Annotated in this window: 19 protein-coding genes; 13 read left to right on the top strand and 6 right to left on the bottom strand. The window is 54.2% G+C overall.

The window, feature by feature from the left end; genetic code table 11:
- Positions 1-78: 78 nt before the first annotated feature.
- Positions 79-1,674: a methyl-accepting chemotaxis protein gene (locus tag ACW5W8_RS12455; protein ID WP_498628154.1), complete on the bottom strand. Its 1,596-nt coding sequence runs from the start codon at positions 1,672-1,674 to the stop codon at positions 79-81.
- 256 nt (positions 1,675-1,930) lie between these two features.
- Between ACW5W8_RS12455 and hutW the strand changes: the two genes are divergently transcribed.
- Entirely contained in the window at positions 1,931-3,292 is a 1,362-nt protein-coding gene (gene hutW, locus ACW5W8_RS12450; RefSeq protein ID WP_498628153.1) for a heme anaerobic degradation radical SAM methyltransferase ChuW/HutW, read from the top strand.
- 98 nt (positions 3,293-3,390) lie between these two features.
- On the opposite strand, the gene ACW5W8_RS12445 is transcribed toward hutW, so the two are convergent.
- Positions 3,391-4,773 (bottom strand): DEAD/DEAH box helicase, encoded by a 1,383-nt coding sequence (locus tag ACW5W8_RS12445; RefSeq protein ID WP_498628152.1) that lies wholly within the window; start codon positions 4,771-4,773, stop codon positions 3,391-3,393.
- Between the two features lie 183 nt (positions 4,774-4,956).
- Positions 4,957-5,433: a glutathione peroxidase gene (locus ACW5W8_RS12440; protein WP_042062312.1), complete on the bottom strand. Its 477-nt coding sequence runs from the start codon at positions 5,431-5,433 to the stop codon at positions 4,957-4,959.
- A 336-nt stretch (positions 5,434-5,769) separates the two neighbouring features.
- On the opposite strand from ACW5W8_RS12440, the gene ACW5W8_RS12435 reads away from it, so the two are divergent.
- Positions 5,770-6,378 (top strand): 2OG-Fe(II) oxygenase, encoded by a 609-nt coding sequence (locus ACW5W8_RS12435; RefSeq protein WP_498628151.1) that lies wholly within the window; start codon positions 5,770-5,772, stop codon positions 6,376-6,378.
- A 204-nt stretch (positions 6,379-6,582) separates the two neighbouring features.
- Positions 6,583-7,572, top strand: coding sequence for a D-alanine--D-alanine ligase (locus tag ACW5W8_RS12430; RefSeq protein ID WP_498628150.1), 990 nt, complete (start codon positions 6,583-6,585; stop codon positions 7,570-7,572).
- A 138-nt stretch (positions 7,573-7,710) separates the two neighbouring features.
- On the opposite strand, the gene xseA is transcribed toward ACW5W8_RS12430, so the two are convergent.
- Both xseA and ACW5W8_RS12420 read right to left on the bottom strand, forming a co-directional pair.
- Positions 7,711-9,078, bottom strand: a complete 1,368-nt coding sequence (gene xseA / locus ACW5W8_RS12425; RefSeq protein WP_498628149.1) for an exodeoxyribonuclease VII large subunit — start codon at positions 9,076-9,078, stop codon at positions 7,711-7,713.
- An 87-nt stretch (positions 9,079-9,165) separates the two neighbouring features.
- Positions 9,166-9,804 carry a DUF1294 domain-containing protein gene (locus ACW5W8_RS12420; RefSeq protein ID WP_498628148.1) on the bottom strand — a complete coding sequence of 213 codons (639 nt, stop codon included), beginning with the start codon at positions 9,802-9,804 and terminating at the stop codon, positions 9,166-9,168.
- 644 nt (positions 9,805-10,448) lie between these two features.
- On the opposite strand from ACW5W8_RS12420, the gene guaB reads away from it, so the two are divergent.
- The 5 genes from guaB (at position 10,449) to ACW5W8_RS12395 (ending at position 17,265) form a co-directional block, all read left to right on the top strand.
- Positions 10,449-11,912 (top strand): IMP dehydrogenase, encoded by a 1,464-nt coding sequence (gene guaB, locus ACW5W8_RS12415; protein ID WP_498628147.1) that lies wholly within the window; start codon positions 10,449-10,451, stop codon positions 11,910-11,912.
- A gap of 84 nt (positions 11,913-11,996) precedes the next feature.
- On the top strand, positions 11,997-13,586 hold the full coding sequence (gene guaA / locus ACW5W8_RS12410) for a glutamine-hydrolyzing GMP synthase (RefSeq protein ID WP_498628146.1): 1,590 nt from the start codon (positions 11,997-11,999) through the stop codon (positions 13,584-13,586).
- Between the two features lie 308 nt (positions 13,587-13,894).
- The gene (locus ACW5W8_RS12405; protein WP_236758310.1) at positions 13,895-15,082 is read left to right on the top strand and encodes a tyrosine-type recombinase/integrase; all 1,188 of its coding nucleotides are present in this window, start codon (positions 13,895-13,897) and stop codon (positions 15,080-15,082) included.
- A 105-nt stretch (positions 15,083-15,187) separates the two neighbouring features.
- Positions 15,188-16,255 (top strand): nucleoid-associated protein, encoded by a 1,068-nt coding sequence (locus ACW5W8_RS12400; RefSeq protein WP_498628145.1) that lies wholly within the window; start codon positions 15,188-15,190, stop codon positions 16,253-16,255.
- Positions 16,255-17,265, top strand: a complete 1,011-nt coding sequence (locus ACW5W8_RS12395; protein WP_498628144.1) for a GTP pyrophosphokinase — start codon at positions 16,255-16,257, stop codon at positions 17,263-17,265. Before ACW5W8_RS12400 ends, ACW5W8_RS12395 begins: the two co-directional genes overlap by 1 nt.
- Positions 17,266-17,308: 43 nt before the next feature.
- Here the strand turns inward: ACW5W8_RS12395 and ACW5W8_RS12390 are convergent, their stop codons facing one another.
- Positions 17,309-18,277, bottom strand: coding sequence for a hypothetical protein (locus tag ACW5W8_RS12390; RefSeq protein ID WP_498628143.1), 969 nt, complete (start codon positions 18,275-18,277; stop codon positions 17,309-17,311).
- Positions 18,278-18,363: 86 nt separating this feature from the next.
- On the opposite strand from ACW5W8_RS12390, the gene ACW5W8_RS12385 reads away from it, so the two are divergent.
- The 5 genes from ACW5W8_RS12385 (at position 18,364) to ACW5W8_RS12365 (ending at position 23,756) form a co-directional block, all read left to right on the top strand.
- Entirely contained in the window at positions 18,364-18,594 is a 231-nt protein-coding gene (locus ACW5W8_RS12385) for a helix-turn-helix transcriptional regulator (RefSeq protein ID WP_236758306.1), read from the top strand.
- Positions 18,595-18,598: 4 nt separating this feature from the next.
- Positions 18,599-19,462: a helicase RepA family protein gene (locus ACW5W8_RS12380; protein WP_266136084.1), complete on the top strand. Its 864-nt coding sequence runs from the start codon at positions 18,599-18,601 to the stop codon at positions 19,460-19,462.
- Complete coding sequence (locus ACW5W8_RS12375; protein ID WP_498628142.1) at positions 19,449-20,204, top strand: ABC transporter ATPase; 756 nt, start codon at positions 19,449-19,451, stop codon at positions 20,202-20,204. The genes ACW5W8_RS12380 and ACW5W8_RS12375 overlap by 14 nt, the downstream gene beginning before the upstream one ends.
- Positions 20,205-21,213: 1,009 nt before the next feature.
- Positions 21,214-22,932, top strand: coding sequence for a hypothetical protein (locus ACW5W8_RS12370; protein ID WP_498628141.1), 1,719 nt, complete (start codon positions 21,214-21,216; stop codon positions 22,930-22,932).
- Entirely contained in the window at positions 22,929-23,756 is an 828-nt protein-coding gene (locus tag ACW5W8_RS12365; RefSeq protein WP_498628140.1) for a hypothetical protein, read from the top strand. The genes ACW5W8_RS12370 and ACW5W8_RS12365 overlap by 4 nt, the downstream gene beginning before the upstream one ends.
- The last annotated feature ends 88 nt before the right edge of the window (positions 23,757-23,844 follow it).

Raw genomic sequence — 23,844 nt, 5'->3', positions numbered from 1 at the left:
AAGCTGCCGCTCGGCCAAATCGAATCCATAAAGCAAAAGCACGACCCTAGGGTCGCGCTTTTTCATTGGTGAAGTGGATTACCAACGGTAGGTTTTCAGCAGCGCTTCCAGTTTCTGGCACTGCTCCACCAACTGGATGCTGGCGAGGTTGGCGGCGTGCGCCTGACCCAGGGTGTCGTTGGAGGTGTTGCGAATATCGCTTACCGAGCTGTCAACCTCATGGCAGACCCTGTCCTGCTCTTCGGCCGACTGCGCCATCTGGGCGTTGAGGTCGTTGATGCGGGCGATGCGCTCGATGATGTTCTGCATGGCCGCCAGGGTCGCTTCGGTTTTGCTGATACTTTCACCGGCTTTGCTTTTTGCATCCCCGATCACCGTAACTGCGCTCTGGGCCTCATTTTGCAGGGCGGCGATCATCTGTGAGATCTCTTCGCTGGCGGCGCGGCTGCGGTTGGAGAGGGCCCGCACTTCATCGGCCACCACCGCAAAGCCACGGCCTTGCTCACCTGCCCGGGCCGCTTCAATGGCGGCGTTGAGGGCCAGCAGGTTGGTCTGATCGGCAATCCCCTTGATCACCTCGAGCACACCGTCAACCGCCAGGCAGCGGCTGTCGAGTTGCTGGATCACCTGATCCACCCGATCGATCTCTGCCGACATCTCGCCCATATCGGTGATGGAGTGCTGGGCGAGGCGGCTGGTGTCGGCGGCATCCTGATTGGTGAGGGCGGAGAGCTCGGCGCTGTGGCGGGCATGTTCGCGCACTTCATGAGAGCTGGCGGCCAGCTCGCTGACGGCGGCGGCAACCTGGGTGGTCATCCCCTCTTGCTGGCGGGCCGAGTTTTCGGTCTGGGTCGCCACCTGACGGATCTGGTTCGACTCCTGATAAAGCTGGTGGGTCGCCCCTTCCACCTCCTGCAGGCTGTGGCGGAATCCCTGCACCATGTCATTGACGGCGCGGGTCATCTGGCCCAGTTCATCCCGGCTGTGATTGACCAGGGGGAGGGCGAGGTCGCGCTCTTTGGCCATCCGGATCATGGTGAGCTGCAACTGGCGCAGGGGGTGTTTCACGTAACGTTGCAATACCCACCAGAGCAAGCCGAAGCCGAGGCTGAAGACGGCGGCCAGGCTGCCGCTCAGGATCAGGTTGTTGTGGCGGATCTCGCCGAAGGTGTGGCTGAGGTCATAACTGATCCGTACTGCCCCCATCACGGTTCCTTCATTGACCTGGTGACAGGTGAGGCACTGGGTGCCGCGATACTCCTTGTAAGCTTTGAACGGTTTGATCAGGATGAGCCGGTTGCCCTGCTGCTCCAGGATGGCTTCGCCCTGATTGATGGCACGCTCATCGAGGGGATCCTGCGCTTTCTGATCCGGATGACCCGGGCCAAACAGGTTGCTGACGGCCGGCGCGCGCACCAGACGGGCCTCAACGATGCCCGCTTCACTTTTGAGTTTGGTCTGCACTATCTGCCGGTTGGCCATGCCACCGGTCATCATCAGCACGTTCACCTGATCCATATAGGTGTTGGCCATGCTCTCAACTTTCTCCTCTGCCAGCCGGATGGCGAGATCCCGTTGCAGCCAGGCGGAGAGTTCGAAGCAGAGGCCAAAGGTGGTGCTGATGACCAGCGCAAGAGGGAGGAATATTTTCCAGTTCAAGGAGAGGTTATGCATTTTGGGCAAGTTCCATGCGCTTGGTGTTGTTATGTGATCCCGTATCATCTTGATCGTAGACGAAGAAACGGCGGGAGATGGTTCTCTATCGGCACACGATAACCACTCTTGAGTAAATAATTTGTTAAGCAGATCGGTAATGCAGGTTGCCAAAATGCCTTTCGGGAGGGGGGCTGCTCCTCGGGTTGATCCAGAACAAATCGCAAGTAACGATAATCGTTATCATTGTCATTATTTGCTGATAATAGTGACCATCATGAATCTGACCCCTTCCATGACCGGTATTGCCACGCCGGATCCCCTCAAGTTTGCTTTTAGCGCCAAGACCTCGGCTCACGCCAGTCGGGGAGGGATGCGCCCCTTCCCGTTGGATGAGGCTGGCTGGCAAAGCTGGTGGCAGCGAGAGAGTGAAGCTGAGGAGCGCGCCCTCTACATCCATATTCCGTTTTGCCGCAAGCGCTGCAGCTTTTGCAATTTCTTTGAAAATGGCGCCAACCCGGCGCGGATCAACCGCTATGTCAACGCCTTGTGCGCCTCCCTTGTGCAGGCGGCTGACACCCCGCTGGCGCAGAGCATGCCGTTTTCAGCCGTCTATGTGGGGGGCGGTACGCCGACCGACATGAGCGCCGACGAGCTGGCCATGCTGGCTGCCGTGATCCGCCGTTTTCCGCTGGCGGCGGATGCCGAGGTGACACTGGAGGGACGTCTCAACGGCTTTGATGATGAGAAATGGCAGGTTGCGCTGGCGGGGGGCTTCAACCGCTTCTCATTCGGGGTGCAGAGCTTTGATACCCGGGTGCGTCAGCAGGCAGCCCGTTTCGATGACAGGGAGACGCTGCTGACCCGTTTGGGTGAGCTGACCCGTGATGATGCGGCTGTGATCGTGGCGGATCTTATCTTTGGTCTGCCCGGTCAGGATGATGCCGTGTGGCAGCAGGATATCCGCGATGTGATGGCGAGCGGTGTACACGGGGTCGATCTCTACCAGCTCATCGCCATGCAGGGCACCAATCTGGAGCGGGCGCAGGAGAAGGGCACCCTGGATTGGCTTGCCGATGGCCAGCAGCGAGCCGCTATGTATGCCTATGGCGGGGCGCAACTGGAAGCCCACGGCTGGGAGCGTCTCTCTTGCAGTCACTGGCGGCGCAGCCCGGCCGAGCAGAGCCGTTATAACCAGATGGCCAAGCGCGGTGCGGAGATCCTCCCCTTTGGCGCCGGTGCTGGGGGCAGCATTCTTGGCCATGGCTTGATGTATGGGCGGGATCTGGCTCCTTGGCACGATGCGCTGGCCAACAGCGAGCGGGCACCCGGGATGGTGATGGGGCGCAATCCCAATGCAAGGATTGATGGTCTGCTGCGCGGTGCCCTCGACAGTGGCGTGCTGGCGCTGGATCGTCTGCCAACGCCTTTGCTGACCCATCTGATGCCGCTTTTTGCCGTCTGGCAGCGGCACGGGCTGGCCGAGATCGAGAGCGCACGGTTGCAACTCACTCTCGCCGGGCGCTTCTGGAACGTCAATATGCAGGCCGGGCTGTTCGAGTTCTTGCAACTCAATCCGCTCGATGGTTCAGCACCGCCCAGCCATGGCGCCGCCGCAGTGCGTCACTCTCTGGTCTGAGCCTGAGCGCAGCACTTGCGCCAGCTCGCACCATCCATAACGAAAGAGGGAGCCTTGCAGGCTCCCTCTTTTGGCTTGGCAGTTAGCGTCGCGCGAGCTTACTCGTCGCTGCTCTCCTGATAGCTGTCGCGCATTGCTTTGGGCAAGCGGCGCATTGGCGCAAAGCCGATATCCTCGCCCACTACTTCCCGCTTGCGGGACTTGTTTTGAGGAGACTGGGCGGGATTTTTGCTGGCGTCACCCTTGGCTTTGCCCTTGCCTGCGGCTGGCTTGCCCTTGGCATGGCCGCGAGCCCGAGGCGGGTTCTGCACCGGCTTGCTGCCCGGCAGAGTCTGGCGACTCGGCTTGCCGCTTGGCTCATACCCTTCCAGGATTTCCACGGTCAGGGATTGGCCGATCAGGGCTTCGATCGCCTTGAGCTGACCCAACTCGTCCTGGCTGACCAGCGAGATGGCCTCGCCGCCACGACCGGCGCGGCCGGTGCGGCCGATACGGTGGATGTAATCTTCCGCCATCTGGGGCAGTTCGAAGTTGATCACGTAGGGTAGTTGATCGATATCGAGACCGCGGGCGGCAATATCGGTCGCTACCAGCACCCGCACCTCGCCACTGCGAAAATCGGCCAGCGCCCGGTTGCGGGCACCCTGGCTCTTGTCACCGTGGATCGCCACGGTATTGAGGCCATCTTTTTGCATCTGCTGGGCGAGGCGGTCGGCGATCTGCTTGGTGCGAACAAACACCAACACCCGCTGCCAGTTGCCACGGCCAATCATGTGGGAGAGCAGCTCGCGGCGGCGTTCCCGATCCACCTGAATGATGCGCTGGGTCACCTGCTCGGCGGCAGTATTGCTGGGGTCCACCTCGATCAGGGTGGGGTCGTTCAGCAGATCATCCGCCAGCGCCTTGATGTCGCTTGAGAAGGTGGCAGAGAAGAGCAGGGTTTGCCGCTCTGCAGGCAGCGCCTTCATGATGCGGCGGATGTCGACGATAAAGCCCATGTCGAGCATGCGATCCGCTTCATCCAGCACCAGCACTTCCAGCTCGCTCAGGGTCAGGGCGCCCTGGGTCAGCAGATCCAGCAGACGGCCCGGGGTGGCGACCAGAATGTCCACACCCAGCTTGATGGCGTCCAGATTCGGTTTGATGCTGACGCCGCCGTAGGCGATCAGAGTCTTGAACGGTAGGTGGTGGGCATACTTGATGATGCTCTCGCCCACCTGTGCCGCCAGTTCGCGGGTCGGGGTCAGTACCAGTGCGCGTACCTGACGACGGCCACGACCGTGGTTGGCCAGCAGACGCTGCAACATCGGCAGGGTGAAACCTGCCGTTTTGCCTGTGCCTGTCTGAGCGCCGCCGAGCACATCCTGACCGGCCAGAATGGCCGGAATCGCTTGCTGCTGGATGGGGGTTGGCTGTTCGTAACCCAGCTCCTTGACGGCCCGCAGAATATGCGGAGACAGACCCAGTTCGTTGAATGACATGTTCGAGAGACACTCCTGAGATGAGCCTTTGGCTCAACGGGCAGCCAGCACTTTGGGGCCAGCCACGATATGGAAAAGATAGTGGGGGCGTAATATAGCAAAATAGCGGCCGCTGCGCAGTAGCTGTCGCACCGGCCGCCACACAATCGTTCAAAAGCAATGGGGCAAAACGCGTCGGAAGATTCAGAGCATCTCGCGGATTTGCTCGGCCAGGTTCTCCGGTTTGGCCTGGGGGGCGAATCTGTCCACCACATTTCCCTCCTGGTCGATCAGGAACTTGGTGAAGTTCCATTTGACATTTTCCAGCCCCAGAAAACCCGGTTTCTGTTTTTTAAGCCACTGGTAGAAGGGGTGGGCATGCTCGCCGTTGACATCGCACTTGGCCATGATGGGGAAGGTGACCGGATAGTCGAGGGAGCAGAAGCGGGCAATCTCGTCCGCATCCCCCGGCTCCTGATTGCCAAACTGGTTGCAGGGGAAGCCCAAGATCACCAGCCCCTTGGGGCCGAGTTCCCGATAGAGGGCTTCCAGCCCTTCATATTGGGGAGTAAAGCCGCAGCGACTGGCGACATTGACCACCAGCACCACCTTGCCAGCCAGTTGGGCCAGCGGATAGGGGGTGCCATCCAGTCGTTGCAAAGTGAGATCGGGCAGAGGCATAAGCAGATCCTTCTATTGGTTGTCCGTGAGGCGCTCGGTCGGTTGTGGCGATAGATGTCGGATGAACGGCATGATGGTACTGGAGTACGGTATCGGTTGGCTCTTTTGGCGGCAAGAGACCCGCACTCTATCTTCCCCCTGATTGCAATGGCCATCACAGTTTCGACAGCCAATACGCCGTCCGGTGGGGCGGGATCACAACTGGCGACAAAAAGCGGGGAAGCGGGCGACAAATCGCGTATTGATGGTAGGACTTCTCAAGAGAAGCAAACCGGTTTGTGGCTTTGCCGGTAAGTCGTTACAAAGCGCCCTCTCTCCACTCATTGTGAGCCAATCTTGGACTATCAAGCTGCCATGGATGCCATTTACACCCGGGGATGGGTGATAGTGGATGATTTTTTGACCGCCGCCGAGGTGGATGCCCTCAAAGCCTGTTTGCCAAGCGAATGGCAACCGGCCGGGATCGGCCGTGACGCCCTGCACCAGGGCAATCCCGATATTCGCCGTGACCAGATCCACTGGCTGGAGCCCTCCCTCGGTGCGCCGGTGGCTGACTACCTCGCCCGGATGGAGTCCCTGCGTCTTGCCGCCAACCGGATGCTGATGTTGGGATTGTTCGACTACGAGGCCCACTTCGCCCGCTATCGCAGCGGGGATTTTTACGCCACCCACCGGGATGCCTTTGCCGGTCGCTCCAACCGCCGTCTTACCACCGTGTTTTACCTCAACAACGACTGGCTGCCCGAAGCGGGTGGAGTGCTGCGCATGTATGACGACAAGGAACAGTTTTTGATGGATGTCTGCCCCAAGGGGGGGCGGCTGGTCATGTTTCTCTCCGAGGAGTTTCCCCACGAAGTGCTGCCTGCCAATCGCGAGCGCTACAGCATCGCCGGCTGGTTTCGGGTCAATGGCAACGGCATGGGAAGGGTCGATCCGCCGCGCTGAAGGGCAATGTGTCCCGATTTTGACACAGGGGAGACTTTTCACTGCAAGAAGTGGGGTCATGGGTCTCCCATCAGCTGACAAGGGTTGATCTCCCTTGCTACACTGGCGCGCACTTATGTTCGTATCTGGCTTCGTCGGGTTTTTATGGTGGTTGGCTTATCAAATGGTCATGGCGAGGCCGCTTTTCCCAAGGGATCACATCTAATGAAGAACATGCATGTCTTGCTGCTGTGCGGCGGCGGTGGCTCCGAGCACGAAGTTTCTCTGCGCAGCGCCAATTTCCTCGAGCAACAACTGGGCCTTCTGCCCGGTGTCGAAGTGACCCGCGTCGAGATGTTCGCCGATCGCTGGCTCAGTGCCGATGGCCGCGAGTGCAAGCTGGGGCTCGACAAGCTGCTCTCGTTTGACAGCGTGGCCCGTCCGGTAGACTACGTGGTGCCCTGCATCCACGGTTACCCGGGTGAGACCGGCGATCTGCAATCCTTCCTCGAGCTGGCCGGATTGCCTTATCTCGGTTGCGATGCCGAGGCGAGCAAGATCTGCTTCAACAAGATCAGCACCAAGCTGTGGCTCTCCGCCATCGGCATTCCCAATACCCCATACCTGTTCCTGACCGAGCAAAACGACGCTGCGCTCGCCGAGGCGAAATCCGCGCTGGCCAAGTGGGGCAAGGTCTTTATCAAGGCAGCTTCCCAGGGCTCTTCCGTTGGCTGCTACTCTGCCAGCAACGAAGCGGATCTGGTGAAGGGCATTGCCGATGCTTTCGGTTACTCCGAACAGGTTCTGATCGAGAAAGCGGTCAAGCCGCGCGAGCTGGAAGTGGCAGTCTACCAGTACGGTGACGAGCTGGTGGCGACCTACCCGGGCGAGATCTGCGTGCCGCAGGACAAGTTCTACACCTATGAAGAGAAGTACAGCAGCGCCAGCCATACCGAGACGGCACTGCGTGCCGAGGGGCTGACCCAGGCGCAGGCCGATGCGATCCACGAGTATGCCCTCAAGGCGTTCCGTCAGCTGAAACTGACTCACCTCTCCCGTATCGACTTCTTCCTGACCGACGAGGGCGAGATCCTGCTGAATGAAATCAACACCTTCCCGGGCATGACCTCCATCTCCATGTTCCCGAAACTGCTGGAGCATCACGGTCACCGCTTCGCCGACTACCTTGAGCAGATCCTGCGCAAGGCCAGCTAAGCGCGCTCTCCCGCTCGCGGGATGAAGAAGAACCCAATAAAAATCCCCGCCAATCGGCGGGGATTTTTTATATCGGCTTGAACGAGGCGACTGGTTGCCTGCGAGGTGCGGCGCCCGGTTGTGGCTCAAGAGAACAGGTTACGGCTTAATGTCCTCGACCCGCACCTGCAGGCTCCCTTGCGCCAGGGTGGTGATGAGCTGATCGCCACTGTTGACCTGATCGGCGCGGCTTATCACTTCACCGCGCTCAGTGCGGGTGATGGAGTAGCCGCGCCCCAGGGTGGCGAGCGGGCTCACCCCGTCGAGGCGGGCGGTGAGCATGGCGAGGCGGTGACTGGCAAGGTCTTGCCGCTTGGCAATCAGAGCATAGAGCCGCTCCTCGGCCAGCTGGTGGCGGCGCTTGCCAGCGGCCAGGAGGCGCTCCGGACTCTTGCCCTGCAGGCGCAGCTCAAGGTTGGTGAGGCGCCGCTCTCCCTGATGCAGCCGCTGGCGCAATAGCTGCTGCAAACGGGTGGAGAGTTCATCGAGGCGCTGGGACTGCTGCTCCAGTCGCCGTTTCGGATCCTGATGGTCGAGCCGCTTTTGCAGCAGGATGAAATCGTGGCGGGCGGCGGTCTGCTGGCGACTCATCGCCTGCAGCAGTCGCTGTTTGAGGTGAACCAGACGCTGGGCACGGGCGCTCTGATCCGGCGCCACCAGCTCGGCGGCGGCCGATGGGGTAGGGGCGCGCAAGTCGGCGGCAAAGTCGCTGATGGTGACATCCACCTCGTGGCCCACCGCGCTCACCACAGGTATGGCGGAGTGGGCAATGGCACGGGCCACCGCCTCTTCGTTAAAGCACCAGAGATCTTCGAGGGATCCGCCGCCGCGTCCGACGATCAGTACATCCACCTCGGCGCGCTGGTTCGCTTTGGCGATCGCCGCGACGATCTGGCTGATGGCGGCGCTGCCTTGTACCTGAGTCGGGTAGATAAAGACCGGCAGATCCGGGGTGCGGCGTTTAAGCACAGTCAGCATATCGTGCAGGGCGGCACCGGTGGCGGAAGTGATAAGGCCCACCGCCCGCGGTTCGCGGGGCAGCGGCCGCTTGCGGCTTTCGTCAAACAGCCCCTCGGCGCCGAGGCGGCGCTTGAGCTCTTCAAAACGCAGGGCCAATACGCCGTCGCCCGCCGGCTGCATCGACTCGATGATCAGCTGGTAGTCGCCGCGCGGCTCATAGAGGGAGACCCGCGCCTGCACCAGCACCTGCATGCCATCCTGCGGGCGGAAGGCCACCCGCCGGTTGTTGCCCTTGAACATGGCGCAGCGCACCTGCGCCGACATGTCCTTGAGGGAGAAGTACCAGTGGCCGGAGCTTGGCATCGCCAGATTGGAGAGCTCGCCGGTCAGCCACACCAGCCCCAGATCTTGCTCCAGGATCATGCGCACGGCGCTGTTGAGGCGGGTGACGGTAAAGACCTGCTGCTCGCGGCCGCTCGCCGCACTGGATGGGGTAAATCGGTTCAAGGGCGTACCTGTAGTCTGCTCCGGCGGGCCGGGATAAAACGATGGCCGCTATCTTACCCCAGCGCACGGCAGGAGCCGAGCCCGGACTCAAGCCCAGGGGGCGATCAGACGGAGGATCTCTGTTGTGACAGTGCCAAGCATGGCACGACCCGGATCGCTCATGGTTAACCCGCACAGCAGGAGCAGATTCAGGAAAACCGTTACCCAGAACACTTGGCGAAATTCCACTTTGGCTGATTTATGCCTGAGCAGCTGTTGGGCTGAGAGAGCGCCAGGCCAACCACCGAGCAGGGCCAGCAGATGCAGGGTGCTCTCTTGAGTACGCCAGTGGTTATTTTGGGCGGCATGTTTGTCAATGGCATAGGCAATAAACGTAATAATGCTCAGGGATATATATACGATGAGAATGAGAGCCGGAATACGCTGAAACAGGGTGAGTGCAAATATGCCTGATATAAACAGTAGCGGCCATGCCAGACTGACGTTACTGCCCCCTCTCTTTCTTTGCAGTGATCGTTCATGGGGAAACGAGACATTGACTGCATTGCTGCGTTGCCGACTATCTTTCTCTACTTCATAAATAACCAGATCGCCATTGGCGGGTCTTCGTGCTCTCGATGTAAATGACTTGATATGAATAAATGTGCGTTCACCTCCGCCATTAGGTTCGACGAATCCATATCCCTTGTCATCGTTCCACTCAGAAATCTTTCCTTGAAATCTCATATATATGCCCGCGATGGTTGATTGATATCTATGGACTGTGCTTCATGCACTGAAATAAGCATGTCAGGGTGGCAAACTCGTTATTCAGCCGGGTTTGACTTCACCCGCAGAATATATTCGCTGTTGCCCCGTTTTCCGGTGCTTGACCTCTCTTGTTAGTGGCCGAATGGGCCAATACGAGCATGGTCACATCATGACGCTGCAGGGTATCTTACGAGACCTCCTCTTCCTGCGGCCACTACTTTTGCGTGTGTGTGACGGGAATTGTTTGATTTGTTGCGCCAGCGCAACAACTGCCAACATGGCGACTTGCCTGGCGTGTTAACGAGTGCATTGCGATGCAATGGAATGCCGGGTTGTATGGGTCTGTTTTGCTGCAGGATTGGGAGGAGGGCAGGGGGTTGCAAATCTGCCTACGGGGGAAATTCATCAGGGACATTTTGCATAAAACCCCAATCGCTCAACTCTTTTGCCACAAAACGGTCATTTTTGAAGAGAAAATCTTGGTTTTTTAGCCTCTTGGCCTGCTAAAAGCGGGCTACGCCATAAAAAATTCAAAAAACTTCTTTACCAGTGACCAATCGGTGAGTAAACTTCGTCGGCAATATTTTACACCCCCACTTCCTCAACGGTGAGATATTGCCATGCTCAGGATTGCCAAAGAAGCGTTAACCTTCGACGATGTACTGTTGGTTCCCGCCCACTCCGAAGTTCTTCCCAATACTGCCGATCTGCGTACCAAGCTGACCTCCGCCATCAGCCTGAATATCCCGATGATCTCCGCTGCCATGGACACAGTGACTGATGCCCGTCTGGCTATCGCTCTGGCCCAGGAAGGCGGTATCGGCTTTATCCACAAGAACATGTCCATCGAGCAGCAGGCTGCCGAAGTGCGCAAGGTCAAGAAGTACGAGAGCGGCGTGGTCACTGACCCCGTCACCGTGCGCCCTGACATGACCATCGCCCAAATCAAGGAGCTGAGCCACAAGAACGGTTTCGCCGGTTACCCCGTGGTGACTGACGGCAACAAGCTGGTCGGTATCATCACCGGCCGTGACGTGCGCTTCGTGATTGACCTCTCCCAGACCGTTGAACAGATCATGACCCAGAAAGATCGTCTGGTCACCGTGCGTGAAGGGGCCCCTCGTGAAGAGGTAGTTGCCCTGATGCAAAAGCACCGTATCGAAAAAGTGCTGGTGGTGAACGCCGACTTCAAACTCAAGGGCATGATCACCGTTAAAGATTTCCAGAAAGCCGAGCGCAAGCCCCACGCCTGTAAAGATGACAAGGGTCGTCTGCGGGTCGGTGCTGCCGTTGGTGCCGGTGCCGGCAACGAAGAGCGCGTTGCTGCGCTGGTGGAAGCCGGTGTAGACGTGCTGCTGATCGACTCCTCCCACGGCCACTCCCAGGGCGTGCTGGATCGCATCAAGGCTACTCGCGACGCCTATCCGGATCTGCAGATTATCGGTGGCAACGTGGCGACCGCCGCGGGCGCCAAGGCGCTGGCTGCTGCCGGTGTCAACGCCGTCAAGGTCGGTATCGGCCCGGGCTCCATCTGTACTACCCGTATCGTGACCGGCGTGGGCGTGCCCCAGATCACCGCCATCTCCGACGCCGTTGATGCGCTGGAAGGCACCGGTATTCCGGTTATCGCCGACGGCGGCATCCGCTTCTCCGGCGACATCGCCAAGGCCATCGCCGCGGGCGCCAGCTGCGTCATGGTCGGCTCCATGTTCGCCGGTACTGAAGAAGCGCCGGGCGAGATCGAGCTCTATCAGGGTCGCTCCTTTAAATCCTACCGTGGCATGGGCTCTCTGGGCGCCATGTCCAAAGGCTCCAGCGACCGCTACTTCCAGACCGACAACGCCGCCGACAAGCTGGTGCCGGAAGGCATCGAAGGTCGCGTGCCGTACAAGGGCCGCCTCAAAGAGATCATCCATCAGCAGATGGGCGGCCTGCGCTCCTCCATGGGCCTGACCGGCAGCGCCACCATCGACGACATGCGTACCAAGGCAGAGTTCGTGCGCATCTCCGGCGCCGGGATGAAAGAGTCCCACGTCCACGATGTGACCATTACCAAAGAAGCCCCCAACTATCGGATGGGCTGATAAAACGGGGCCCTGCGCCCCGTTTCTCCACCCTTTTTTTATCCCGTGCCCTTTGTGACAACATCAGCCTGATGCAGGAATAAAATGACTAAAGACATTCACCAGCACCGTATCCTTATCCTCGACTTCGGTTCCCAGTACACCCAGCTGATCGCCCGCCGCGTGCGCGAAATCGGCGTTTACTGCGAACTGTGGGCCTGGGACGTAACCGAAGAGCAGATCCGCGAATTCAATCCGAGCGGCATCATCCTCTCCGGCGGCCCCGAGTCCGTCACCGAAGCAGGCAGCCCGCGCGCCCCCGAGTATGTGTTCAACGCCGGTGTCCCTGTGTTCGGCATCTGCTACGGCATGCAGACCATGGCCGAGCAGCTGGGTGGCAAGGTGCAATCCTCCACCGAGCGTGAATTCGGTTACGCCAAGGTGGAAGTGCTGGGCGAAGCTGGCAAGAGCAGCGCCCTCTTGCGCAACATCGAAGATGCCATCGCCGACAACGGCAATGCCCTGCTGGATGTCTGGATGAGCCACGGTGACAAGGTCACCACCATTCCGGCCGACTTCACCACCATCGCCCAGACCCCGACATGCCCCCACGCGGCCATGGCCAACGAAGCCAAGCGCTTCTACGGCGTGCAGTTCCACCCGGAAGTGACCCACACCCGTCAGGGTGCCCGCATGCTGGAGCACTTCGTCAAAGACATCTGCGGCTGCGAATGCCTCTGGACCCCGGCCACCATCATCGACGATGCCGTTGCCCGCATCCGCGAGCAGGTGGGTGACGATGAAGTGATCCTCGGCCTCTCCGGCGGTGTCGACTCCTCCGTGGTTGCCATGCTGGTGCACCGCGCCATCGGCGATCGCCTCACCTGCGTCTTCGTTGACAACGGTCTGCTGCGTCTGAACGAAGGCACTCAGGTGATGGAGATGTTTGGTGACCACTTTGGTCTGAACATCATCAAGGTTGCAGCCGAAGAGCGCTTCCTCTCCGCCCTGGCCGGTGTTGACGAGCCGGAAGCCAAGCGCAAGATCATCGGCCGCGTCTTCGTTGAAGTGTTCGACGATGAAGCGAAAAAGCTGAAAAATGCCAAGTGGCTGGCGCAAGGCACCATCTATCCGGACGTTATCGAATCCGCTGCCAGCAAAACCGGCAAAGCCCACGTCATCAAGTCCCACCACAACGTCGGCGGCCTGCCGGAAGAGATGAAGATGGGTCTGGTCGAGCCGCTGCGCGAGCTGTTCAAAGATGAAGTGCGCCGCGTCGGCCTCGAGCTGGGTCTGCCCTACGACATGCTCTACCGTCACCCGTTCCCGGGCCCGGGTCTGGGCGTGCGCGTCCTTGGCGAAGTGAAGAAAGAGTACTGCGATATCTTGCGCCGCGCCGATGCGGTCTTTATCGAAGAGCTGCGCAAAGCCGACCTCTACAACCAGGTCAGCCAGGCATTCGCCGTGTTCCTGCCGGTGCGCTCCGTTGGCGTGATGGGCGATGGCCGCAAATATGACTGGGTTATTGCCCTGCGTGCCGTCGAAACCATCGACTTTATGACCGCCCACTGGGCTCACCTGCCGTACGACTTCCTCGGTCACGTATCGAATCGCATCATCAACGAGATCAACGGTATCTCCCGCGTGGTGTACGACGTCTCCGGCAAGCCGCCTGCAACCATCGAATGGGAATGATCACTCGTTAGGCATTAGCTGGTACTAACTGGCACAGGAATACATTTAAGCCCATGTTTACATGGGCTTTTTTGTTTTTGTATTTGGCATGACCTGGCAACGGATGGCAGTGGGAAGCACCACTTGAGTATGGTATCCAAGGTGGTATTATCGAGGCATGATGCCATGAATGATAGCCGATACCATGCTGCTTGATTCTGTATTTTCATGGTATTTAATTTGTTTAACTAACTGTTTTTATTGGTTTTATTGCCTTATTTTGGGGTGGTGTTTCAGCATGGTATCAGATTCGAGTAAGGATAAGACTTATGCTGACTGATACCAAGCTGCGCAACCTCAAGCCGAGGGACAAACTTTACAAGGTGAATGACCGGGATGGCCTTTATGTAGCGGTTACCCCCGCTGGTTCGGTCTCGTTCCGTTACAACTACTCGATCAATGGCAGGCAAGAGACGATCACCTTTGGCCGCTACGGTGTCGGTGGTATCAGTTTGGCTGAAGCCCGCGAGCGACTGAATGAAGCCAAGCGGATGGTGGCCGACGGTAAGTCTCCGGCTAAGGAGAAGGCTCGTAAAAAGGCTCGGGTAAAAGATGCTGAAACATTTGGTGCTTGGGCGGAAAAGTGGTTGCGAGGTTACCAGATGGCGGACTCCACCCGTGATATGCGTCGCTCTGTCTATGCTCGGGAACTGGAAACGAAATTTGGCAACCAGAAGCTGACCGAGATCACCCATGAAGATTTGCGCATGCTGACGGATGCCATTGTGGAGCGAGGGGCTCCAGCAACGGCTGTTCATACCCGTGACATAGTGCTGCAGATTTATCGTTGGGCCATCGAGCGAGGGCAGAAGGTTGAAAACCCCGCTGACCTTGTTAGACCAACGAGCATTGCCAGATTTGAGCCGCGAGATCGAACTTTGTCGCCTGCAGAAATCCGGCTTATGTATGAATATATGGGGCGGATTGGCACATCGCCCTCCATACGTGCAGCGGTAAAGTTACTGCTTTTGACCATGGTGCGCAAAAGTGAGCTGACAAATGCGACCTGGAGCGAGATCAATTTCAGCGACGCTCTTTGGACCATCCCAAAAGAGCGGATGAAGCGACGGACCCCCCACCTGGTGTTTCTATCCAGACAAGCCTTGGACATCCTGATCGCGTTGAAGACCTTCTCTGGTGGCTCTGACTATATACTGCCATCCCGTTACGACTCAGATTTGCCTATGAGCAGCGCCACCTTGAATCGGGTGATGACCATGACCTACACACTGGCCCAGAAAGAAGGCAAGCTGCTCGCCAAATTTGGTCCCCATGACCTGAGACGCACGGCTAGCACCCTGCTACATGAGGCTGGCTATAACACTGACTGGATCGAAAAATGCCTTGCTCATGAACAAAAAGGTGTTAGAGCTGTTTATAACAAGGCAGAATATAGAGAACAGCGCACTGCGATGTTGCAAGATTGGGCAGATATGATAGATGATTGGATATCTTAATACAGGTGGGCTGTGAGACTAACTATTTATTGGTGATCAATGTAGTATTAAATAAGTAAATATGATTACCATTTACAGAAAACTATGCAGGGAGCGGAACTTTGAATGGCTTTTACTTTTGATAACCTCATTTTTAATAGAATAATTCTACATAACGTTTATAAGCCCAACGATGAAGGGCGAGTTAACCCGTTTCCTAGTCGTGAATTAACTCAGTTAGTCGGAGCTGGTTTAGATAAGCTGCAACAGAGAATTAGTAGTGTGCTTGGTAATGGATCACATAGCTTACAAATGGATATTGCACAGGATGGTGCGGCTAGTTGCTTTCATTGTGCCACTAGGCTTCTAACAGATGACGATGCCAGTTTTATAAATAATTCGGTTGAGATTGCGGAACTGCATACCACCGCTCATACCAGTAAAAGCTGGCCCGGAGGTACTCTTGTTATTATTGATGGAACTGCTGGTGCTGCGAATAAGAGATGCTTGTTCATCATAAAAGCAGAGCAACAAGCAGGATTTGTAGGAAAAGAAGTGGGTGATAAAGTTGTTATGGATTACTTGGATAACCTAATACTTACACCTCAATCAAAGCTCTATAAGGTTGGTGCATTCGTTGAATTAAGTAGAGAAAGTGTTGGCAACGAAATTAGGGACTCAAACGATTTTGAGGCTTATGTTTTCGATAGTAATATCCAAGCTAAAGATGATAGAAAGGCAGCAAGATATTTTTACTCTGGTTTCTTGGGGTTGAGAATCCCTAACAACTCAGAACAAAGAACTCGGGATTTTTTTGAATATACAAAGAGTTTTATCAATGATTCTGAACTGTCGACAGAGAGTAAGGTTGACCTTCAGCAGGCATTACATACATATCTAAAAACTGACCAGAGCAATACAATCCAGAGTAGTAGCTTTGCTGACCAGTTCATGAACGAAGAGTTAAGAGATAATTATGCTGATTATATGGAAAGTAAAAATTTCCCAACGAATGCAATAGTTAAAGATACCTCTTTAATTAAGAAACGGCTACAGCATCGTAAAATGAATTTCTCTTCTAGTGTTAAGCTAACAGCTCCTGCAGAAAAATTTGAAGAAATGGTTCAGGTTGTTGACGTTACCGATGAACATACTATCCTTAGAATCCAGGGTAGACTGACTGAGCAAGAATAATGGAACGCCCAGATTTCATCAAGTTGTACGAGGCTGAGTTGCCCATGTATGAAGCGTGGGCTGACTTTGTTCTGACTTATATTGACTCCAAAATTCTTTCTCATGCTGGAACGAAAAATGCGTACTTGGAATGGGTAAAAATCCCGCCATCTCAAAGAGTTAAACAGGTAGATTCTCTAGTTGCGAAGGCATTTATCAGGAAGCGAAATAAGTATAAAGATCCTTATAAAGAGATTACTGATAAAGCAGGAATTCGCTTTGTTGTGCTGCTAACATCTCAGCTTGAATTACTTTGCAATATAGTTGAAGGGGCGACAAGTTGGGCTTATTCAAAGGATAAAGAATTTGATGATTGGAAAGGAGATGATCCACGATTATTTGATTATCAGTCTGTTCACTATATAGTTTATGCAAATAGAGATATTGAACACAATAGTGTTATTATAAAAGAAGGTACACCCTGTGAAGTGCAGTTAAGGACTTTGCTGCAACATGCTTATGCTGAACTGGCTCATGATACTATCTATAAAGGTAATATATCGGCCTCACCAGAGGTCCGTAGGACATTCGCAAAAAGTATGGCGCTGATGGAGACCACTGATGATTTATTATGCAGTGCAAAGGAGTTGTTGGAAAAAGCAACGGCCGATATAAATGCCTGGAAGGATGTTATTAGCCGCGAGGCAATAAAACGTCTTGGAGACATTCAGCTTATTGATGATAGTAAAAGTGCAGACTATCTACTTAACTCAGTCAGTGAGTTATTGAAGAAAACATCAATGGATGAGTTTCTAGCTTTTCTTGAGGACCCAAGATATTCCTATGTCAGTGACAAAATTAAAGCTAGGCAACTTGGATCGGTGGAGTTTAGGCACCCATTTGTTCTTTTAGTTTACTTTCTCGCAAAAAAATTTCGTACTTCATTGCCTCGAAAATGGCAGCTTGATATTGAGCCTCTTGAAGGAATTTATAGTGATTTGGGGCTCCAACCTCCTTGGGCTACGACCTAGATATCAACTACTGAATTTTAGGTCGGTACCAAGCCTCTTTATTCTATAAAACGAATTCTTTACGAATTGTAACTAGCGATTTAGATACGGCTTGTCGTGTCATTGGCTGCTGTATTCGTAGCCCAATTTCTGTTTGATTTAACCCCAATTGTTTGAGGGTAAGTATTATTTTCTTAGTGTCAGAACATTTTGAGTCTACCATTCTACGGGCTAGGTTGCGTAATTTGGCTTCATCTGCTGACTGCAGGGTTAATCTCAGCATTAATTGAAAAAAATACCTATCTATTAGTTCATCGCCTGATAGTGCGTTAGGTCTGGATCGGTTGGCACACTGATGAGTTAGCCTAGCAAGTTCGATATTAAATTGTGTTAGTGAGCGTTTTGCTCTTCTATATAAAGGATTCCACTCGCCAGTTACCAGCTTGGGTCGGTGCTCGCTGCAATACTGGTGACTGAGCTCTAATTTTTTGTGATCTTCGAGTTCGGAATTATTGATCCGGTTCTCCTCCACAGTTGCCATAAAGGTTGCAAACTCAGTCATATTCCCGCAGAACTCGCAAAATCCATGTTTTCGTTGCTTATTCAGGTTGACACCCTTTCTGGAGGCAGACCTCTTAGGGGATTTGCATGCGCAGCACCCGACTAATCCAATCAAAGATTCAAGCGTAGCGACAAAGCACAGGTCTATCGGAGTTTGTTGGTCTTCAGTTTTGATGAACTGTCGCAACAATTGTCGTTGCATACGGACCATGGCTTCTAGCCCCACCAATTTGACAATTTCACTGAAAGGTACACCACCTCCCGCACCAGGCAGATACCCAGCGTAGTTTGCAGGAAGAGTCTTTATGTAGCTATTTACAGCGGAGTCGATGACTTCTTTGATCAAGCGAAGGATAGGGTATCGACGTGATGATACTGAGTATGGCAGCCAGAGTTCTTCAAACTGCCGGATAGCAGCCGAAATGTGATGATCGCAGTTCTCCCAGATGACTATCTTTGGTGCTTTTTTCATGTCAACCATTTTAGCCAATTAATGCGCTTACTCAAGTTGTATTGCTTGGCACTATGGCGCCTTCACTGGTTGCTGGAGGCAAACACATGCAAACAATGGCATTCAAGACCCTCATTAATAGAAAAGCACTTTTGGACATGATCCCACTTTCTGCGCGAACAATTTACAACATGGAGCTGCGGGGTGAATTCCCACGCCGTATTGCGCTGACAAGCAGAAATGTTGCTTGGGAGCTGACGGAAGTCGAAAAATGGATTGAAGAGCGCAAGTCTTCTGGATTCCATGCTTCACGCCCCGGCCAGACTATTAGAGGTTAATAGCATGGCCCTCGATCTCATGGCCGCTTTTACTAAGCTGCCGCCGCCTATTGATTACGTTCTACCAAATATGGTTGCGGGAACTGTAGGCGCAATTGTTTCACCTGGTGGGGCGGGTAAGTCCATGTTGGCCTTACAGCTTGCGACACAGATTGCTGGAGGCCCAGATCTACTGAACATTGGTGAGTTCCTCACAGGGGCTGTGGCTTACCTGCCAGCTGAAGATCCGACCGCCACGATTCATCATCGGTTACATGTATTGGGTGCACATCTCACGCTTACAGAACAGCAGGCGGTAGCTGATGGATTACTGATTGAGCCGCTGATCGGTCGGTGTCCTGACATTATGTCTTCGGCATGGTTCGACGGACTCAGACAGGTTGCTGATGGCCGACGCCTGCTCATTCTGGATACTCTGCGGCGCTTCCATATTGAGGAGGAGAACGCCAGTGGGCCAATGTCACAGGTGATTGGCCGGATGGAGGCCATAGCTGTCGAAACCGGCTGCGCTATCGTATTTCTCCATCACTCCAGCAAGGGTGCGACCATGATGGGGGCTGGTGACCAACAGCAGGCCAGTCGTGGTTCATCTGTACTGGTCGATAACATCCGTTGGCAATCCTACCTTTCGGGGATGACGCTAAAGGAAGCCGAAGAGTTGGGGGTCAACGACGGTCAGCGAGGTTACTTCGTCCGCTTTGGCGTCAGCAAAGCCAACTATGGCGCACCTTTTCCCGAACGTTGGCTGCGCCGACATGAGGGGGGCGTACTCAAGCCGGCTGTGTTGGAGAGGCGGCGTAAAACTAAAGAAGTATTGCCGTTCAAGAAATCGGAAATTGTTGTGGAGGGCGCTGATGACAATTGGTAACAAGGTCGTTCCAACCAGTACCAGCGCACAGGCACGAGTGATGATCTACCAGGCGACTCAACGCCCGAGTATGAGGGAGGCAAATTGGATGAAGACATCCTTTGGCCGTTGTTCTATTCAGGGGAGGTTAGGCCAGCGGCACGCAGATGTTGTTGAGGCAATCTTGTATTGTGCCGAACGTCGCCGCGATGTGTCCGATGGTGGTGTCGAACTTCTGGTAGACCCTGCTAAAGTGCGGAAAACGCTGTCAGACAGCCGGTATAGCCTCTTCCAGCTTGAGAAATTACTGACTGAGCTGCGAGCAGCAACCGTAACTATTGAAACGTCACAGTTCGATTTCCCAATAATCGGTGGTTTGATAGATCATGTTATCCCTTCACTGATGACACGCCTTGATCCTCTGACGGGAGGGGAGCGGAACTTATGGAGAGTTCGGCTTGGTATCGCACTGGTCATGTTATTGGAGCATGACCTAAGCCTGTACTACGATCCGGCCCCCATTGCCCGTTTGCGGCACGGTATTAGCCAGGCTATTGCTCGCCATATATTGACTCACAAGCATGAGCCCGCCGGAGGATGGCATGTTGACACCCTGATTCGCGCAGTGTGTGGTGAAAATCTTAATAGTCAAAAGATACGAAGTGAGCGTTACAGGCTCAGGGAAGATGCGGAAAAATTGCATGCAGTTGGGATAGCGATAGATGCTGAAAATAGGATAAAGCGTCTCACACCCGCCCGATAGCGTTTCACACCCGCCCGATAGCGTTTCACACCCGCCCGATGGCGTTTCACACCCGCCCGATGGCGTTTCACACCCGCCCGATTTTTTACTGTTTTGGCAGGATATTTAGGATATCTCAGGATCTCCAGGCGGTGTAACCGTCCGTTTTATGCGGACGGTTGCACCTTGTCGTACTGCGCAATCGGCCAGAGGCCGATAATTGAACGCCAGGAAGGGATCTAGCCCTATAAGCTGACTGAGGGGGGATCGTAGGAAAATGCACGGAAACTATGTGTAAAGTTATTGGGTTTAGCAAAGTAAAGTATGTGCTCTTGAGGTGTAATGCACTGTTTTATATGTATTTTAATCTGTTTTTAGATCTTTTCCTGGCGTAAGTTCATTACTTAACCCTATGTATGGCGATAACAGCCATTTCCTATTGAGTCTCCACGAGAGATGCAAGGCTGATCTGAGGGCAGGATGTGTGAAGTTAGCTAACCGGCAAGCCGGTTAACTCTCTTCACTGTCCCTTATTCGCACCTGCGGCGCTCAACGTACTTCCTGCCCTGCGGGGCTTGTCATCTCTAAGCTGGTGATCACAAACTTTGTTTAATCGGGCAATCGCGCGGTTATAGCTCCGAGCTCATCAGGCTTTGTTCCCTCTACGCGCCACTTCTGCTCGCATCTTGGCTGATGACTCGGCCATATCTCGACGAAGTGCAGCGAGTTCATGGGCGGTTAGTTTCCGAGCACCTGTGCCTGTAGTATTGGCTTCGAGTAGCAAGGCTTGGTCTGAGCCATTGCCAGCTTTTGTGCATTTTTTTCTACCCATGTTTCACCTTTGACCCTTAGTTCTCAAAAATACGTTTATTGATAACGAAAATGTGGCTAGCGTTACGCTTGGTCACAAATACGTGAATGGTATTAAGCACTTATCTAGCCCCGTGAGTACTAAATCGATTGGGAGATGTCTGCGATTTCGGTAGGATTATAAGTGAATTTGTGAGGACAAAACCCAATGAGTAGATCAATGGCTAATGAGGGGATACAGGTAGATGCGACGGAATTGGCAACGCAGCTCCGTACTCGCGGCTTGGTGCGTACTATTGTGGATCTGGAGTGTTGGCATCTGAATGGTAACGCCTCCGAGTTGATTGAGACGATCGCACATATATTAAATACCACAGACGCGCCGCCGATTGTTTTTTATATCGAAGACGCGCTTGAGGAGTTGGATAGATCGCGACTTTTCCTTGTCGAGAATGTTCTATGCGATTTGATTCCCCTTCTGAACGTAGAACAGGACATCATTCACCTATTCATCATGCATTTGCTTGATGCCGGTTGTGATGGCGCACTGATTGCCTCGTTTGGGGAGTGGACGAAAAAAGACTCAAAGCGGTCTGAAAAAGTCTATAAGTCAGCACGTAATGGTGATAACCTCGCGCTGCGTCTGTTATCCACGGTGCTCCTGATAAATTCTGATGTGGATGAAAGCATCATTTTCGCGAAGGCTCATAAGCAGGAGGCAAAGCTCGCGGCTATATCGGCTTTGGGGTCTATGGAGCTAGGAGATCGCTACTCTGAGGTGATCGACATCCTGTTCCAGTGTGCGTCTAGCGAGGATGAGGACATCTGCCTTCGATCAATAGAAGCCGGCTATCGTGCTGCTGCAAAGCGAAAAGCATATGCACCAGTTGGTTTCGAAAAGCGGCTCGAACAAATCCTTTTTACACTTAGCCCATCTACTATTCACTTTGCGGTAAACCTCTTGACGCGTCACCGAGAGAGCCTCACAGAAGATGCCATTGTTCTGTGTCTTGGCGCTGCGGCCCACGTTGATCCAGATAACGCCAGCACACTCTCTCTCATCGACCATGCCTTATACCAACTCGTGAGCGTTGGGCGTACTGAACAGGTGATTCCTTTACTTAGTGAATTGATCGATCGTTCAAAAGGACGCATTACGTTTGATTCGCTTCAGAGTACATATCATGCGCTTAATCAAGCAGGCTATGATGTGCTTGGTAGTGCAGTGGTGTACTGGTTGCTTAATGCAGGAGCATACACTCACAAATGTTTGGCGTACAAAGTGTGCGGGGTTGGGAACGATGTACCATCTTTCTCTATATCCTCGTCGTCACTGCCATCAGACCCATCGGATCAGCTATTCCTTTGTCGTAAGGCTATTGGTTGGTTCTTCATTGATCCTCTAGCTGTGGTTACCATATTGTTAGCGGTGCTTCGCAATGGATCTCCGGACATCAAAAATGATGTCCTCGAGCTTATCTATGATCCCTTACTACTGAGCTATGGCGGCAAGTTGAAGAGTTATCTTGAGCAGTGTGTCGTCGAAGGGGGGGGAAACAGCTCAGGCCTTGCCGAATTGCTCGCACGCAAGACTGCGCTTGATGACGCGCTGGAAGGCATTGAACGTTTGGTTGAACTACACCCCAACGAAATGCAGCGTGAAGTGGAGCGAGTTCAATGGCACGAACAGATGGAGCGTAGTATCCCGCAGGGGCGTCGGAAATCAATATTTGATGATATTTTCACCAAGCAATACATCCTTTACGGACGCTCGTCGTTGACCTCGGTCCATACCGGTGAGGGCAAAACTAATCTCACTGAGATAGAGATGACATCATTTTCCATTACGTCTGAGTTGCCCCTGCTCAATATTGTTGACCCAATTGGCCTTGACCACATGCTTTTTAATTTCAGACTGGAGCAACGGGAATCTCGATGAAACTTGTCGTGTTGCACTATTTGCGCTCGCTTCGTGAACGTGACGAACTCGACGCCATTTTGCCCGATCTCTTGGCTGAGAGTGGGTTCGAAGTTCTCACCCGCCCCCGCCGTGGTACGCGGCAAGCCGGAGTTGATGTCGCTGCTGTGGGTCCCAATCGTGACAGTGGCGGTGATCGCAGCCTGTTTCTGTTTACAATCAAGTCCGGCGATCTGACACGAGAGCATTGGGATACTGGCCAACAAGCCGTGCGTCCATCGCTTAACGAGATATTGGATGATTACATCCCGAATCGTATTCCGCCCCATTTAGCGAGTCTGCCGGTCGTTATATGTGTTTGCATGGGGGGAGAAATGCGCGAAGACGTTCGCGCTCAGTGGAGCGGTTTTTGCCGGAAGAACGAGACAGTTAACATTCATTTCGCCGAGTGGAACGGAGATCGCCTTGCAGATCTGATTCTCAGCGGTATGTTACGCGCGGAATTAATTGAGAGCGAGAACCGGGGACTGTTTCAGAAGGCGCTAGCGATGCTTGATCAGCCTGATGTCGCCTATCGGTATTTCTCCCACTTGCTCAATGCAATCTTCACTAAGCCGAAGGACCAGGCAGAGTGCACACGCCAACTGCGAAAGGCCTATCTGTGTCTTTGGATACTCTTTGTATGGGCTCGCGATGCCGATAACCTTGAGGCTGCGTATCGAGCATCTGAACTAGTGTTGTTGCGCAGCTGGCCACACTGCGATAGCACTCATCTGCGCAAGGGGCAGACGCAACAGGAGCGACTGGTTCATTTTGATCAGGTCGTGCAGCTTCATATCATCTGAGGTATCCTGATTTTCACAGACAGTCCCGATTGTTACGATGAGACAATCGGGGGTATTGAATGAAATCGAGAGAACACTATTCACCAGA

Source organism: Aeromonas aquatilis (genome assembly GCF_054052405.1).
Note: the sequence above shows the minus strand (reverse complement) of the source record. Positions and strands in the feature narration are given on the sequence as shown.

What these genes read in the sequence shown, in the direction of transcription:
- ACW5W8_RS12395 (WP_498628144.1), top strand. Translation starts at nt 16,255, where the DNA reads ATGGAACGCCCAGATTTCATCAAGTTGTACGAGGCTGAGTTGCCCATG.
- ACW5W8_RS12375 (WP_498628142.1), top strand. Translation starts at nt 19,449, where the DNA reads ATGACAATTGGTAACAAGGTCGTTCCAACCAGTACCAGCGCACAGGCA.
- ACW5W8_RS12445 (WP_498628152.1), bottom strand. Translation starts at nt 4,773, where the DNA reads ATGTCATTCAACGAACTGGGTCTGTCTCCGCATATTCTGCGGGCCGTC.
- ACW5W8_RS12390 (WP_498628143.1), bottom strand. Translation starts at nt 18,277, where the DNA reads ATGAAAAAAGCACCAAAGATAGTCATCTGGGAGAACTGCGATCATCAC.
- ACW5W8_RS12440 (WP_042062312.1), bottom strand. Translation starts at nt 5,433, where the DNA reads ATGCCTCTGCCCGATCTCACTTTGCAACGACTGGATGGCACCCCCTAT.
- ACW5W8_RS12380 (WP_266136084.1), top strand. Translation starts at nt 18,599, where the DNA reads ATGGCCCTCGATCTCATGGCCGCTTTTACTAAGCTGCCGCCGCCTATT.
- ACW5W8_RS12420 (WP_498628148.1), bottom strand. Translation starts at nt 9,804, where the DNA reads ATGAGATTTCAAGGAAAGATTTCTGAGTGGAACGATGACAAGGGATAT.
- ACW5W8_RS12430 (WP_498628150.1), top strand. Translation starts at nt 6,583, where the DNA reads ATGAAGAACATGCATGTCTTGCTGCTGTGCGGCGGCGGTGGCTCCGAG.
- ACW5W8_RS12455 (WP_498628154.1), bottom strand. Translation starts at nt 1,674, where the DNA reads ATGCATAACCTCTCCTTGAACTGGAAAATATTCCTCCCTCTTGCGCTG.
- guaA (WP_498628146.1), top strand. Translation starts at nt 11,997, where the DNA reads ATGACTAAAGACATTCACCAGCACCGTATCCTTATCCTCGACTTCGGT.
- ACW5W8_RS12385 (WP_236758306.1), top strand. Translation starts at nt 18,364, where the DNA reads ATGCAAACAATGGCATTCAAGACCCTCATTAATAGAAAAGCACTTTTG.
- guaB (WP_498628147.1), top strand. Translation starts at nt 10,449, where the DNA reads ATGCTCAGGATTGCCAAAGAAGCGTTAACCTTCGACGATGTACTGTTG.
- ACW5W8_RS12400 (WP_498628145.1), top strand. Translation starts at nt 15,188, where the DNA reads ATGGCTTTTACTTTTGATAACCTCATTTTTAATAGAATAATTCTACAT.
- ACW5W8_RS12370 (WP_498628141.1), top strand. Translation starts at nt 21,214, where the DNA reads ATGGCTAATGAGGGGATACAGGTAGATGCGACGGAATTGGCAACGCAG.
- ACW5W8_RS12405 (WP_236758310.1), top strand. Translation starts at nt 13,895, where the DNA reads ATGCTGACTGATACCAAGCTGCGCAACCTCAAGCCGAGGGACAAACTT.
- hutW (WP_498628153.1), top strand. Translation starts at nt 1,931, where the DNA reads ATGAATCTGACCCCTTCCATGACCGGTATTGCCACGCCGGATCCCCTC.
- ACW5W8_RS12365 (WP_498628140.1), top strand. Translation starts at nt 22,929, where the DNA reads ATGAAACTTGTCGTGTTGCACTATTTGCGCTCGCTTCGTGAACGTGAC.